This window comes from Helicobacter hepaticus ATCC 51449, from assembly GCF_000007905.1.
In the GTDB taxonomy this organism is placed as follows: domain Bacteria; phylum Campylobacterota; class Campylobacteria; order Campylobacterales; family Helicobacteraceae; genus Helicobacter_C; species Helicobacter_C hepaticus.
Genome location: NC_004917.1, coordinates 976300 through 991037, shown reverse-complemented (window position 1 = coordinate 991037; position 14738 = coordinate 976300). Strand labels below are relative to the sequence as shown.

General features: G+C 36.3%; 15 protein-coding genes. 9 read left to right on the top strand and 6 right to left on the bottom strand.

What is annotated here, in order from left to right:
• Nucleotides 1-6: 6 nt before the first annotated feature.
• From HH_RS04995 to infB, 4 genes are all read left to right on the top strand, one after another.
• Nucleotides 7-492: a hypothetical protein gene (locus HH_RS04995; protein ID WP_011115854.1), complete on the top strand. Its 486-nt coding sequence runs from the start codon at nt 7-9 to the stop codon at nt 490-492.
• Nucleotides 493-608: 116 nt separating this feature from the next.
• On the top strand, nt 609-1508 hold the full coding sequence (thrB, locus tag HH_RS04990; protein ID WP_011115853.1) for a homoserine kinase: 900 nt from the start codon (nt 609-611) through the stop codon (nt 1506-1508).
• A 19-nt stretch (nt 1509-1527) separates the two neighbouring features.
• A complete protein-coding gene (locus HH_RS04985) occupies nt 1528-1779 on the top strand; it encodes a DUF448 domain-containing protein (protein ID WP_011115852.1) in 252 nt (83 codons plus the stop codon).
• On the top strand, nt 1767-4415 hold the full coding sequence (gene infB, locus HH_RS04980; protein WP_011115851.1) for a translation initiation factor IF-2: 2649 nt from the start codon (nt 1767-1769) through the stop codon (nt 4413-4415). Before HH_RS04985 ends, infB begins: the two co-directional genes overlap by 13 nt.
• A 34-nt stretch (nt 4416-4449) precedes the next feature.
• On the opposite strand, the gene bcp is transcribed toward infB, so the two are convergent.
• Genes bcp through HH_RS04965 form a run of 3 tightly spaced genes read right to left on the bottom strand, consistent with a single transcriptional unit; the run spans nt 4450 to nt 6674 of the window.
• Nucleotides 4450-4908: a thioredoxin-dependent thiol peroxidase gene (gene bcp / locus HH_RS04975; protein ID WP_011115850.1), complete on the bottom strand. Its 459-nt coding sequence runs from the start codon at nt 4906-4908 to the stop codon at nt 4450-4452.
• Between the two features lie 29 nt (nt 4909-4937).
• Nucleotides 4938-5840 (bottom strand): tetraacyldisaccharide 4'-kinase, encoded by a 903-nt coding sequence (locus HH_RS04970; protein ID WP_011115849.1) that lies wholly within the window; start codon nt 5838-5840, stop codon nt 4938-4940.
• Between the two features lie 9 nt (nt 5841-5849).
• Nucleotides 5850-6674, bottom strand: a complete 825-nt coding sequence (locus HH_RS04965; RefSeq protein ID WP_011115848.1) for an NAD+ synthase — start codon at nt 6672-6674, stop codon at nt 5850-5852.
• Between the two features lie 150 nt (nt 6675-6824).
• Between HH_RS04965 and petA the strand changes: the two genes are divergently transcribed.
• From petA to HH_RS04950, 3 genes are read left to right on the top strand one after another with little or no spacing between them, the layout of a single operon-like run.
• Entirely contained in the window at nt 6825-7334 is a 510-nt protein-coding gene (gene petA, locus HH_RS04960; RefSeq protein ID WP_011115847.1) for a ubiquinol-cytochrome c reductase iron-sulfur subunit, read from the top strand.
• Between the two features lie 9 nt (nt 7335-7343).
• A complete protein-coding gene (locus HH_RS04955) occupies nt 7344-8573 on the top strand; it encodes a cytochrome b (protein WP_011115846.1) in 1230 nt (409 codons plus the stop codon).
• 1 nt (nt 8574) lies between these two features.
• Nucleotides 8575-9678, top strand: coding sequence for a c-type cytochrome (locus tag HH_RS04950; protein WP_034364633.1), 1104 nt, complete (start codon nt 8575-8577; stop codon nt 9676-9678).
• 441 nt (nt 9679-10119) lie between these two features.
• Here the strand turns inward: HH_RS04950 and HH_RS04945 are convergent, their stop codons facing one another.
• Nucleotides 10120-10671, bottom strand: coding sequence for a YceI family protein (locus HH_RS04945; RefSeq protein ID WP_034364628.1), 552 nt, complete (start codon nt 10669-10671; stop codon nt 10120-10122).
• Nucleotides 10672-10858: 187 nt separating this feature from the next.
• Between HH_RS04945 and HH_RS04940 the strand changes: the two genes are divergently transcribed.
• Together HH_RS04940 and HH_RS04935 are read left to right on the top strand one after the other, a co-directional pair.
• Nucleotides 10859-11509, top strand: coding sequence for an ABC transporter ATP-binding protein (locus tag HH_RS04940; RefSeq protein WP_034364625.1), 651 nt, complete (start codon nt 10859-10861; stop codon nt 11507-11509).
• A 32-nt stretch (nt 11510-11541) separates the two neighbouring features.
• The gene (locus HH_RS04935) at nt 11542-12114 is read left to right on the top strand and encodes a DedA family protein (protein WP_011115840.1); all 573 of its coding nucleotides are present in this window, start codon (nt 11542-11544) and stop codon (nt 12112-12114) included.
• A 145-nt stretch (nt 12115-12259) separates the two neighbouring features.
• On the opposite strand, the gene HH_RS09530 is transcribed toward HH_RS04935, so the two are convergent.
• Both HH_RS09530 and HH_RS04930 read right to left on the bottom strand, forming a co-directional pair.
• Entirely contained in the window at nt 12260-12418 is a 159-nt protein-coding gene (locus tag HH_RS09530; RefSeq protein WP_158295429.1) for a hypothetical protein, read from the bottom strand.
• Between the two features lie 233 nt (nt 12419-12651).
• Nucleotides 12652-14697, bottom strand: a complete 2046-nt coding sequence (locus HH_RS04930) for a hypothetical protein (protein WP_011115839.1) — start codon at nt 14695-14697, stop codon at nt 12652-12654.
• Nucleotides 14698-14738: the final 41 nt, after the last annotated feature.

The following is a 14738-nucleotide window of genomic DNA, read 5'->3' as shown; positions in this document are numbered from 1 at the left end:
AATTATATGCGACATATCAGCATTGCCCTTGTGAGTATAGGTTTGCCTATAAAATGTGGGCTTTATGAAAATAATATATTAATTAAAGAAATGGTAAGTGATGATTTGCCCCTTATCGCACTTCCTCGTATCTTTGAATCTTTGCTCCCAACGCCCAAACAAAATGCAATGTATCGTGATACGAAAATAGAATCTATTTATTATGCTAACGGACCCGGAAGTTTTACTGCGCTCAAACTCACGCATATTTTTCTTCATACCCTCGCAATGATATATGATATAAAGCTTTTTGCCACTTCAAGTTTTTATTTTACAAGTGATTCTTATATCAAAGCTTTTGGCACCACTTATTTTTATTGTGATTGTAATGGAAACATTTCTCTTGCCCATAATATAGCTCCCAAAAATGCTTCTCTCTTCCTCCCAAAAACACTTGATATAGCACGATTTCACGCACATACTCAACCCCTTTATATTCTCCCTCCCATTTAGCTCTAATGGATAGAATCAGTGCAGTCCTTGCTTCCGTGAAGATTCTTTAAAAACTAAAGAAAAATCAATTAAAAACACATTATAATTAACTTTTGACTTTATGCTATGGAGTAATCGTGGTTATTTCTGTTCCTGCTACAAGCGCTAATCTTGGACCCGGTTTTGATACTTTGGGTTTAGCACTTAAATTACATAATACTTTTAGTATTACACCCTCAAAGCTAAGCAGTATCCATATTTCTGGAGAAGGCGAAGACCGCCCTAAACTTCGCATAGATAATGTTTTTATTAAAATTTTTAATGAGATTTTGGCTCTTCATAATTATCCTATGCAGCCTTTTAAGTTTAGTTTTCATAATGCTATACCTATATCACGTGGGCTTGGCTCAAGTTCTGCAGTGATTGTAGGTGCGATTGTAGGTGCGTATCACATTATGCAAAAGCCAATCAATAAGTCCGAGATTCTCCAGCTTGCACTTTCTTATGAGAATCACCCAGATAATATTACACCTGCACTCTATGGAGGATTTAATGTAAGTATGCTTGATTCCTCGCTTAAAACAAAAGAGCAAGTTATCAATGTTCAAGCACTCTTGCCTACAGACATTAAAGCCGTAGTAGTAATTCCCAATGTAGCTATTTCAACGAAATTTTCACGCCGATCACTTCCTAAGAAGTATAGCACAAAAGATGCAGTATTTAATCTTTCGCACGCTTGTATGTTGAGCGCAGCATTTATCACGCATAAATGGGAACTATTGCGTGTTGCTAGTCAGGATAGATTCCATCAAGAATTGCGTATGAAAAATATTCCTGCACTTTTTAATGTGCAAAAGATTGCCCTTGAAAATGGAGCACTTTTATCGACACTCTCTGGAAGTGGTTCGTCATTCTTAAATATTTGTTATTGCGATGATAGTGGGAATTTAGCACATATTTTGCAAAAGCATTTTCCAAAATTTCGTGTGATTGAGCTTGAATTTGACAATATCGGGGCAACCCTGATAGAATCATAGAAACTTTAGGTATAATGCTATGAAACAACCCAAACAAATGCGTATGTGTGTTAAATGTCGCAAGAGATTTTATCAAAAGGAGCTTTTAAGATTGCAAAGTAATGGCTACTCTGTGTGTCAGTTTAGTGGAAGAGGAAGAAGTTTTTATGTATGTGAGGAATGCCTAGGGCAACCTAAAACACTTCAAGTTATCATTAAAATGAATAAATTAAAGCCAAGCGAGCATCACGCTTCAACCTTAAAGGAGATATGGAATCTATGGAAAAAATAAGATTATCAGATTTTGCAAAAGAATTTGGCAAAGAGGCAAAATTTGCTTATGAGAAAGCTAAAGAAATGGGATTAAGCGTAAAAACGCCTTCAAGCTCTTTGACACAAGAGGAGGCTGCTGCACTTTTTGAGTATATAAATACGGGTGTGAATTCTTATATCCCTGCAAATAAAACAAAAGATAAAAAAGAGACAAAAAAACCCAAAAAAGCAACCACAAAAACTTCACAAAGTGCTGCAAAAGAAAAAGAGATAAAGAAGACTACCACTACCAAAGCTCCAAAAACTGCTAAAAAAACAACATCAGAAAAACAAAAAGATAAGGGTGAGCAAAATGAGATAGAACAAGATGACGCTCAGTTCCCCGCTCAAGCACCTCAAAGTAAACGTGCTTCAAAAAAAGTAGAATCAAATGATATGACTGCACCTCTTGAAACAAAAGCAAAAGTTGGGCTACGTATTGTGCGCAAAAATGATACTCCACAAGAGCAGCCAAGTATGGTGTCTAAAAAAGATGAAAGCAAAAAGCACGCTCCAAGCTACAAAGAACTTCTTGCTGATACTGCTGATGAGGAATATAAAAGACACAAAAAAGATAAATCAAAACCTAAAGTTGCCACCAAACATACGGACCAAAAAATACATATTTTAGATGATAGGGATATTTCTTTTCATTCAGATTATGATGATGAACAAGATGAAATTATGCTTTTTGATTTAAATGAGCGTGAGGTGCGAGATGAAGAGGAAGAGAATCAGATTCGTCAAGCTATTACTGAACGAGTACATATTCATCGTAAAAATCCGTGGATGAACGAAGGAAGTATCAAACGCGGAGGAAAACGACGCAAACCTATAAAAACGACAAAAAATGTTGATAAGATAAAAGGTCCTATTTCTATTCCTGAAGAAATTCGTGTATATGAATTTGCAGAACTCATTAAAGCCGAATTAAAAGATGTTATTAAAGTGCTTTTTAATCTTGGTGTAATGGCGACAAAAAATGATTTTTTAGACCGCGATGCGATTGAAATTTTGAGCGATGAATTTGAGCTTGAAATTTCTATCCAAGATGCTCCTGAGCAAAATATTATAGAATCTACTCCCGATATAGATTCTCCATTGCTTGAGCGTCCGCCTGTGGTTACAATTATGGGACACGTTGATCACGGAAAAACTTCACTGCTTGATTATATCCGCAACTCGCGTATAGCAAGTGGTGAGGCTGGAGGGATTACGCAGCATATAGGTGCATATATGGTGGAAAAAAATGGCAAGAAAATCAGCTTTATTGACACGCCCGGACACGAAGCTTTCACACAAATGCGAAGTAGAGGTGCGCAGGTAACTGATATTGCTATTATTGTAATTGCTGCAGATGATGGTGTCAAGCAGCAAACTATTGAAGCTCTTAATCACGCTAAGGCTGCGAATGTCCAAATTATTATCGCAATGAATAAAATGGATAAAGAAAATGCAAATCCAGACAAACTTAAGGCTGAATGCGCTGAAATTGGCTTTACACCTAATGAATGGGGAGGAGAATATGAATTTATTCCTATTTCTGCCAAAAATGGTGATGGTGTAGAGAATTTGCTTGAGACGATTCTTATTCAAGCTGAAGTATTAGAACTTAAAGCATCTCATCAGGGCAGAGCAAAGGCGATTGTGCTTGAGGCAAGTTTGGAAAAGGGACGAGGACCAGTGGCAACTATTATTATGCAACAAGGGATTTTAAATGTTGGGGATTCTGTTGTGGCTGATACGGCTTTTGGGCGAGTACGAGCATTGCTTGATGATAGGGGACAAAATATCTCGCAGCTCTCACCCTCTGGGGTGGCAGTAGTTACAGGACTTTCTGAAGTGCCTAGTGCAGGAGCTATCTTTCAGAGTGTTGAAAATGACACTATTGCAAGAGAACACGCGCAAAAACGTGCATTGTATTTACGACAAAAGGAATTGAGTAAATCCACCAAAGTTACTTTTGATGAGCTTGGAGAAATGGTTGCTCAAGGCAATCTCAAAACTTTGCCTCTCATTATCAAGGCTGATACTCAAGGCAGTCTTGAAGCGATTAAAGCGAGTTTAGAAAAACTAAGTAATGATGAAGTGCGTATAAATATTATTGGTTTTGGCGTAGGAGGCATTAGTGAGAGTGATATTACACTTTGTGCTACAAGCACAAATAGCTTGATTTTAGGCTTTAATGTCCGCCCTACCGGAAGCGTAAAAGCAAAAGCTAAAGAATTGGGTGTAGAAATTAAGACTTACTCTATTATTTATGCCTTGCTTGATGATATAAAAGCATTGCTTAGCGGGCTTATGTCTCCTATTGTTGAAGAGGAAAATACAGGACAGGCTGAAGTGCGCGAGACGTTTAATATTCCTAAAGTTGGCACGATTGCTGGGTGTATGGTTGTTGATGGAAGCATTCAGCGTGGTATTAAGGTGCGGCTTATCCGTGATGGTGTAGTGGTGCATACAGGTGCTATTAGCTCACTCAAGAGATTTAAAGATGATGCTAAAGAAGTTTCTAAAGGATATGAATGCGGCATTATGCTTGAAAACCATAACGATATTAAAGTGGGCGATGTCTTTGAGACCTATAAAGAAATAACAAAGACAAAGATTCTATAAAATGAGAAATTATAGAATCTTATTAGAGCTAGCTCTAATCTAAACTTTCTAATACCTTTTGTGCGTGTCCTTTGGCACGGACATTATAAAAACTCTCTTTGATGATGCCATTGCGTTCAATTACAAAGGTGCTACGGATAATGCCTTGCACTTCTTTTCCATACATCATTTTTGTGCCATACGCACCATAAGCGCTTGCAATACTTTTATCAGTATCGCTAAGGAGCAAGATTTTGAGTGCTTTTTTGTTGATAAAGTTTTGATGACATTTGGGACTATCAGGGCTTATGCCTACTATGATGGTATCTTTTGCTTCAAATTTTTCTAATAGAGTGCTAAATTCTTCTGCTTCAATCGTGCAACCGGGCGTATTGTCTTTGGGATAAAAATATACTACCACGCGTTTTGTGAGCAAATCTTGTAAAGAGATTTCTATCTCATCAGCATTTTTAAGCCTAAATTGTGGTGCTTTATCCCCTTTTTGTAGTTTCATTTTTTCTCCTTAATATTTTAAACAAAATATTACTTAAATTTTTCTACATATGCTTTAATATGTTCTAACACTTGAGGATTTATTTTAAGTTCTAATCTCATCACGCTTAATTTTAAGTTGCTGTGGAGTAGCTTGACTTCATCTTTGCTTGTTACAAGCAAAGATGAAGCATTATATTCTTGCATTGCCTTTTGTAAAGCATCTTTATCAAATTGTGCGTGGTCAGCAAGTGTGATTTTCCCTACCACAGAGGGCAAAAACGCATCAAGCCTTGAAGGATTAGCAATAGCCGTGAGCAGCAGCATACGCTCACTTGGAGATTCTATTTGCACCTCTCGTGTATAGTCTATTCCTTCACGCACAATTAAATCCGCTTCTTTAAGGGCATTTGGTAGCTCGCGATAAATCCCACTTGGCAAGCAAAAAGTAAAATAGGGTTTAAGCAATGGTTCAAGCACGATATTGAGCTTGGCAAATTTGAAGCGGAAACCATCGTCTAAAAATATGACTTTTGCGCCTATTTGTTTTGCTTTTTCTATGGCTTGGATTCTATTTTTGCACACAATTACACTTGCATTTTTGAGTTCTCTCGCGATGAGGTAAGGCTCATCTCCAGCCTCTTCTTGTGAGACTTGGATATTGCCCCATTCACTAACGAGAACAAGACCTTTTGATGTGCGTTTATAACCCCTAGATATTACTACCGCACGTTCATACGTTTTTGCCACTTCAATAATAAAAGGAGTTTTGCCACTGCCACCAGCAATGAGATTCCCTACACTCACAATAGGTATGCCAAAATCATAGAATCTTGCTAATTTTCGTCTCATAGTAGAACCGATTCCATAAAGCAATGATAAAGGCAAAAGCGCAAAACTCACAAGCTTTTGGGTAAAATTTGGCTGATAAAAATATGCATCAATCCATCGCATACATTCTCCTTAAACTTTATATTCTAATATGGTTGGCTTAGTGCGCTTAAAGGTGTTATTCCATACACGAGTGCTTAGAGATTCTATCATATTGCATTCAAATCCTGCATTTTTAAGTTTTTCTTTGATATGCTCTCGTTCTTTATTTTGTGTAGCTTCAACACCTCCTAGTTTCTCAAATGCTTCTAAGAATGTATCAATGTCCGCATAATTATATCCCAAATCGGTTTCATCACTTTGATTAGCGAATAAATCTGCACTTGGTTTTTTGGCAATAATCTCTTGTGGCACATTAAGTGCTCGCGCGAAAGCAAAAATTTGTGTTTTATATAGCCCACCAATAGGATTTATAGCGTATGCTAAATCTCCAAATATTGTGCCATAACCTAATAGAATCTCACTTTTATTGCTTGTTCCTAATACAAGGGCATTGTCTGCACTTGCGCAATCATAAAGCATAGTCATACGGATTCTTGCGCAAAAATTGCCCATACGCATTTTTTGATTCATATCAAGCTTTTCCATATATTTTCCGCTCAAATCCATACCTTCTTGCTTTGCAAAATTCTCTTGAAATGGGGCAAGCTGGATAATTTTGCTTTCAAGTTCAAGATTATGAGCAAGATTGAAAGCATCATTAAAGTGTTCCTCATTAGAACTAAGAGAGGGCATAAGAAGAGCTCGCACATTTTCGCTCCCTAAGGCTAAAGTAGCCAAAGTAGCCACTACTGCAGAATCTATACCACCACTTAAGCCTAATACTACTTTCTTAAAACCTCGTTCTTGAAGTTGCTTTTGAATAAAATGTATGCAAGGATTCACAAAATGTTTCATTTCTATACCTTAAAATTTTTATCATCTCGTATCGTAATTATAATATACTCTAAAAATAAACAAAAATTTTAACAAGAATAAACAACATTTAAGCCTTTTTTGCATACGATATATAGTTTTTAATACTTCAAATTAGTGAAAGGAGAAAAGATGCAAGACACAAAAAGACGCGATTTTCTAGGAATGGCTCTAGGCGGTGTTGCTGCTGTGGGTGCTGTGGCATCTCTGTATGCAATGAAACGCTCTTGGGACCCGCTACCTAGTGTTGTCTCGGCTGGTTTTACGACATTTGATTTAAGTGCTCTACAAGAAGGAGTGCTTCAAACGGTGGAGTGGAGGGGAAAACCTGTATATATCCTCAAGAAAACTGCTGGAAGTCAAAAAACGCAGGGACGAGATTTTGAAGTTAATGGTGCAGTATATACAGTGGGGATTCAAATCTGCACTCATTTGGGTTGTATTCCTAGCTTTAATCAGGCTGCTCAAGAATTTGCTTGTGCGTGCCACGGGGGGCGATTTGATGCTTCAGGTGTTAATGAAGCTGGCACTCCACCACCTCGCCCTATGGATATTCCACCTTTTAAGATTGATGGGACTAAAATGGTGCTAGGTGAGGAAGGGCAAGAATACAAAGCCTTGCTTGAAGCGAAAAAGGCATAAGGAGAAGATATGGAAGTGAAAAAAGCTGAAGGCTTGGTGGATTGGCTAGACCAACGCCTTGTTATCAAGAAATTATTGGAAGTGATGATGACAAAATATTGGATTCCAAAAAACATCAACTTCCTATGGGCTATGGGTGTAGTATTGCTCACGCTATTCTCGTTGCTTGTGGTGTCTGGATTTTTTCTTTTGATGTATTATAAGCCCGATGTAAATTTGGCTTTTGATAGTGTCAATCATACAATTATGAGTGAAGTAGCATTTGGTTGGTTATGGCGGCATATTCACGCAGTAGCTGCGAGTATGATATTTCTTATTATCTACATTCATATGTTTGTAGCCATTTATTATGGTTCATTCAAAAGAGGACGTGAGATGGTATGGATTGGCGGTATGCTCATTTTTGTGCTTTTCTCCGCAGAGGCATTTAGTGGATATATGCTTCCTTGGGGACAGATGAGCTATTGGGCTGCTGCAGTTATTACAAACCTCTTTGGTGGTATTCCTGTGATTGGACCTGATGTTGTTGAGTGGGTGCGCGGTAATTTCGTTGTGGCAGATTCTACATTAACAAGATTTTTTATGCTCCACGTATGCCTTTTGCCAATTGTGATTCTTGGTGTAATTGCGCTGCATTTTTATACTTTAAGAATGCCTCACGTGAATAATGAAGATGGAGAGCATATTGATTATGAAACCGAAGCAAAAAAATATGAAGAAGGTAGAAAGAAAGAATCCAAAGTAATACCATTTTGGCCTGTATTTCTCTCTAAAGATATTTTTGTTGTGTGCCTCTTTATGATAGGCTTTTTCTATCTTGTATGTTTCCACTTTGATTTTGCAATGGACCCTATCAATTTTGACCCAGCAAATAATATGAAAACGCCTGCACATATTTATCCTGAGTGGTATTTCTTATGGAGCTATGAAGTATTGCGAGGATTTTTCTTTAGTGCCGACCTCGGTTTAGCTGCTTTTGGTATTGCACAAGTAGCATTTTTATTTTTGCCTTGGCTAGATAGAAGTTCTGTTGTTGCTCCAGCACACAGACGTCCTGGGTATCTCTTGTGGTTTTGTCTTCTTATAGTAGATATGATAGTGCTTACTATCTTTGGTAAGCTTCCACCAGAAGGTGCAAATAACTTTATTGGCTTTGTAGCATCTATTGGATTCTTGTTCCTTGTATTTATTGCATTGCCACTTGTAACATTATTTGAAAATAAGAAAGGAGCACACTAAGATGAAAGAGATTAAGATTCTAGCCATTATTGTGGTAATTGTGGGTGTGCTATATTGGGGTGTAGAGCCTCTTGCTCACGCGACTTTCCACCCTGAAGTTGCAAAAGCTGATTTTGCATTCAAAGATTTAGAGGAGATTGATGTATCCAAAGGCAATGCACAACGTGGTAAAGCGCTTATAGAAGGAAACTGCACAGCTTGCCATACACTTAAAGATGTTGGTATTGCAGGAGGTGAGATGGCGGTATATGTGCGAGATGGTAAAGAAGCAACCATCTTCACACCTGATTTATCTACTGCTGGGGCAATTTATAATGATAAATTTTTAGCAAATCTTATTTTAGACCCTGCGAATGCTCTCCACTTGGCACATAAATTTCCTGATGGTGATTTTCCAATGACGCAGTATTTTGGAGAAGAAGATAGCAAACAAGAAGTTGCTGATATGGTTGCTTATCTCAAATCAGTGGGTTCTATTGCGCTGAAAAAGCAAGTCTTAGAATCTGAAGAGTTCATTGGCAAAAAAGAAAATATTGAAAAGTCAAGTCTCTCTGAAGGACAAAAGCAAAATGAAATTGCCAAGCTTGAAGAAAATCTTACAAACAAAGCAGTTTTTCTCAACGCTTGTTCTCGTTGTCATACTATGAAATATGACAATACTAAAGCTTCAACTTCGCCCGAGAGTTTGAGTGTATATCTTGGTTCTGCTGCTCCTGACCTTTCAACAATGATTCGCAGTAAAGGTGCGCATTATTTGGAGTATTTTATTAATGACCCTCAAAAGGTATCTTATAAGGCTATTCAAGATGCTATCATCAACAAAGAGGGATCGCTTCCGCCTAATGACAAAAGAAGCGAATGGCAAGATGAGCGAGATTATAGTAATCTTGCCAAAGAGCTTGGTGTTATGCCAGTGGGGCTTTCTATGCCACGAGTAGGATTGACACAAGAGGCACAAGAACGTGTTGTTGCTTATATAGAATCTATTGGAGATTCTAAAAAGGAAGAACGTGAAAGCTTAGGCGTGTATATTATGATTTTCTTTGGTGTGATGAGTGTGCTTGCATACCTTTGGAAACGTCGCGTTTGGAGCGAAGTGCATTAATCTTCTTAGTCTTATAACTCCCTCCTATCCAAAGAGGGAGTTTCTTCTTTACTACAATAATTATAAGGGCTGAGGCTCATTCGTATTGCAATGTATTTTTGAAGTAAATACACTTATAGTCGTTGTGCTAGGGTTTAGTATTATCATTTTTTGAGATTTTTTTAAAATGAAAAAATTAGAAGGAACAAAAAATGATAACAATAGACATAAAAATTTAAAAGTAAGCGAGATACTCAAACTTAATCCTCAAAGCTTTAAAGTCATTTGTGATTTAATATAAAAATAACAAAGCATTATTCTTATACTTTGTCTTCACAAGATTGTGCAGAGCAAGACACGATTCTTCTTTTTGTAAAAAATCTTAATATTTGTAATTGAGACTTATTTTATAAAGATAGAAAGAAGATTCTCTATTGATGTTTCAATAGAGAATGTAGTGGATTATTTTGCTGAAGCTTCAATTTCAATTTTTACATCAACATTGTCGCTCACCATCGCATTTGCTGTATCGACACCGATGCCAAAATCTTTTCTATTAATTTTGCCATCAAGAGTAAGAGCAACTATATCCTTGCCACTTCTAGGATTTTTCACAGGACCATTAAGCACAACGTCAAAGACTACTTTTTTAGTAATATCTCTCATTGTAAGGTTTGCTTCAAGCTTTTTGCCATTATGTTTGATTAATGATAAAGTAGCCTTAGGAAACTTCTTTGAATCAAAGAAATCAGGTGCATTGAGGTGTTTATCACGTGCTTTGTCATTTGTGTTGATTGAAAGCACTTGCGCTTCACCCTCTAAAGCCTTGATAGTTTTACCCTCAATATCAAGTGTGCCACTAAATTTATCAAGACTCCCTTTGACATTACTGATAGATAAATGTTTTACGCTAAAACCTACCGATGAATGTCCCGCATCAACTATATAAGGCTCTGCCATAAGTGATGTGCTAAAAAGTGCGCTTATTGCACACATAAATGCAAACTTCTTCATAATTACTCCTTTTATCAGTATAAATAGTAAAGATTCTTAAACCAGAATCTTTGACAAACATAATTTTATCAAAATAAAAATAGAAAATATTAAACAAAATAATACTTACTCTTAACTTAAGCGCACAAAGGAGTATTAAATTTTTATGATAAAATACCCTCAGTGTTATATTTATAAAAGGATAACTATGAATCCCTTGCTTGATGCGCATAACCTCACACATCATTTTGAAACTTTGCTTTATGAGAATCTTAGCTTATCAGTTAATGAGGGCGAAAGTATTGCTATTTTGGGCGTAAGCGGTAGCGGTAAATCTACAATTTTAAATAATCTCTCTACTCTGCTTCCTCCAAAAAAAGGACGCGTCTCATTGCTTGGCATTAATGATATTTATGCCCTAAGTGCTAAAGAACAGCTTTCTTTAAGGCGATTGCAGTTAGGTATTGTATTTCAAGCGCATTATCTTTTTCGTGGTTTTAGTGGTATAGAAAATCTCAAGGTAGCTTCGATTCTCTCTGGGGAGAGCATTGATAAAGAAATTTTAGAATCCTTTGATATTGCAAAAGTTGTTCATCAGCCCATAGGACAGCTTAGTGGTGGGCAACAGCAGAGACTTTCTATTGCTCGTGTGCTTACCAAAAAACCAAAGATTATTTTTGCCGATGAACCAACAGGTAACCTTGATAAACAAACTGCTACTCGTGTAATGGAGATTATGTTTGAGTATATCCGCACACATAAAGGTGCGCTTGTTCTTGCTACTCACGATCAGGATATAGCGCAATCTTGCGATAGAATCTATCATCTTTATGATAGAGCTTTACACAGAGTAAAGTAGGGACTAATTAAGAAGAAAACGAAGGAATAAATATGCAAGATACAATACATTCACTTGAACAATGGGGCTATATTTTATTATTTATATATTCATTTGGTGGAGGGTATTTAGGGCTAATTACTGCAGGTATAATGAGTGCGCTTGGAAAAATGGATTTATACTTGGCGATTCTTATAGCTTGTATGGGTAATATAGTTGGCAGCTTTTTGCTTGCTTATCTTGCACGTTATCAAAAAAAAGAGCTTCTCACTGCACTCAATAAACATAGACGCAAAATTGCTCTTTCGCAAATTTGGCTCAAGCGCTATGGTTTATGGCTCATCATTTTTAGCAAATATCTCTATGGAATCAAAACACTTGTGCCCCTTGCCATTGGTTTTAGTAGCTTTAATTTGAAACAATTTTTTATTATTAATGCTTTTTCTTGTGTGTTATGGGCAATAATAGTAGGTTTATGTGGATATTATGCAAGCAGTGGCGTTATTGCTTTGCTTGAAAAAATTGATGCACATTCGTATGTTATGCCTTTTGTATTAGCCATACTCGGTATCTTTATGTATATACTTATAGCTCAAATCTCCAAAAAAGCAAAAAAGAGCCTGTAGTTTGGTATAATGGGATATTTAGCCATCTTCGCCAAAATATGGATTAGCTAAAACAAAACAGGATTTACTATACTCCAATTCACAAGCTTTTTGGTAATATTCTCTTGCCTTTTGTATGTCTTTATTATAATAAATCTCTTGTTTATTAAGAAGCAGCAATGTTATGACAAGCTAAGTCTAAACCTTTTTTGCAAGAATCTTCCCACAATAAAAGAGCCATAGCTTCATCTTTATCTCCGCCTAAACCATTATCAAGGAGGAGTCCTAGATTATAGCACGATTCTTTGTATCCCCTCGTTTTCACTTCCAATCGCAGCCTTTTTGATAATACATTCGTGCTTTTTTATAATTAGATTTTAAATCATATTTGTATCCAAGCTGATTACAAACATCTGCCCTCACTTCGCAGAGTGCTTCTAGTGAGAGATTATCTTTTTTAATTGTAAATACACAAATGTTATGATAAATGACACGATTGTAGCAACAAAAAAGCTTATGGCAAAAGACTTAATATGCTTTCTTTTAAATTCATTTTGATTATTTGAAAAGATTGTTAAGGAGCTTTTGTGCGCCCTCTTTAACTTTATCATCTTTAATATATTTATCAATAGCTTTTTCTGCACCTTTGGTAATAGCTTTGCCTGCTTCAGCTTTAATGAGTTCATTTGCATCAATGCTAATTGTAGGAGATTCAAGGCTATTTCGTGCTTTAAGATAAATATATTTATCTTTGATTTGAAACTTGAAATCGGCATTAATTGTGCCCTTGTCTGTATTAATACTCGCACCTTTTGCAAAAATGGCTGTATTATGGCTTTTTAATCCAATATCTGCAGTAATAATATTTTTATCAATAATAGCATCTAATCCCGCATCTTCATAGGCTTCCTTAGTAATATCTGTTTTAAGATATTTTTCTGCAAGTTCGGTAATTTGGTTTGGCATAAGCTTTCCATTGCTTATAACTGCTTTGAGTGTGCCTTTTTGTATGAGTGTATCATAATTGAGATTCCCGTTCATATTAGAGCTAAATACAGGCTTAACTTGTGCCATAGTAAGAAGTTTGAGCGTATTAATATCCTTGAGAGAGGCTGTGAGCTTATTATTATCAAGTTTGGCATCAATGCTGCCACCAAGTGATTGTGTGTTAAAGTCAGCATAAAGCGTGTCTTTGAATTTGGCTATACCTTTTGCTTTAAAATCTCCAGCAAGCTCTATGCCTGTGAGAAATTTAAGTTTTTTAAGATTAGGTATAATAGCTTCATAAGGTGCTTCAAAGGCAACGTTATTAAGGTTAATTTGTGTTTTTGCGAGTTTAACTTGAGCAATATCAGAATCTAAGGTGGAGTTTGCTTCACCTACGCCCTTATCAAGAATTATGTTGGATTTAAGCGTGAAATTCGTATTTGGCATATCCATATCCATTTCTTGTTTCATTACTGCATTATTTGTTGTGCCAGAAAGCGTAAGTGTTGTTTTGGTAGAAATACCTTTATCCAAATCATTTACAAGAGAATCAGCATTAAGATGCATCGTAGCATAACGTGGCATATGAATCATCCATAAAAGTGTGTCAAGGCGAAGATTTTTGATATGAGCCTGCGCAGATTCTGGCGATAAATCTTTAAGTGTAGCTTTATAAAGAGTATCAGAGCTTGCAACATCAGAATTTCCATCAATGTTTAAGAGTTTCATATCACCCTTAATTGTGCCTTTGGTGTTAAAGCTACCGCGTATAGGCATACCTGCTAATGGTGTAAAAGCAGACAAATCACTTAGCTGTACATCATAAGTGCTATCTGTGCTCAATTCTTTGATAAATGTTTGCCCTTTTGAGTGGATATTACCAATATTTGCATTGAAATTAAAGTCGTGGTTGAGTTTGTTCATATCGAAGAGAGCATTGAGTGTGATAAGAAAAGTCGTTTTTGGCACATCAACTTCAAAATCTTTTTTAATAAGCGCACTATCAACTAATCCTTGAGCAATACTAAGTAAAGCATTTCCATTGAAATTCATATTTGTATCGCCTTTAATATCAGCTTCAAGGTTAAGTGAGCCATTTGCATAGGGCTTCATTCCTGCCATAGCGAGAAATTCTTTAATTTGTGCATCTTTAATGTGAGCAAGAATTGAAGTAGGTGTATAATCTTGTAAAAGCACACGAATATCTGTAAAGGATTTTGCGATATCGCTTGTCGTGTTAATTTCAAGGTTATCAAATGAGCCTTTCGCAGTAGTATTGATAACAAATGAACCTTGCAGAGGTGTATCTACCATCTCTCCAAGCACAGAAATATCTTTTGCATCAACCTTGAGTGCAAGGTCAAGTGTTTGAGAAAAAAGTGAGAAATCACCATTGAGTGTTATTTTAATATCATCGTTATGATTGATTTGCACATCTATACTTGAGAATCCAAGTGAGAATGTATCTAAATTAAGCTTAATAGGTGCGTATTTATCAATTTGCCCTTGTATAATGGGCTTAAGCAGAGCATTACCTGGTGGTGTAAAAAGCACGCATAAAATAATCACTATTAATGCAAGAATAACGCCCAGTATCCATAAAATAGTTTTTTTCATTTATTTTCCCCCTTTATCAATGGTGATACAAATTTGTAAAA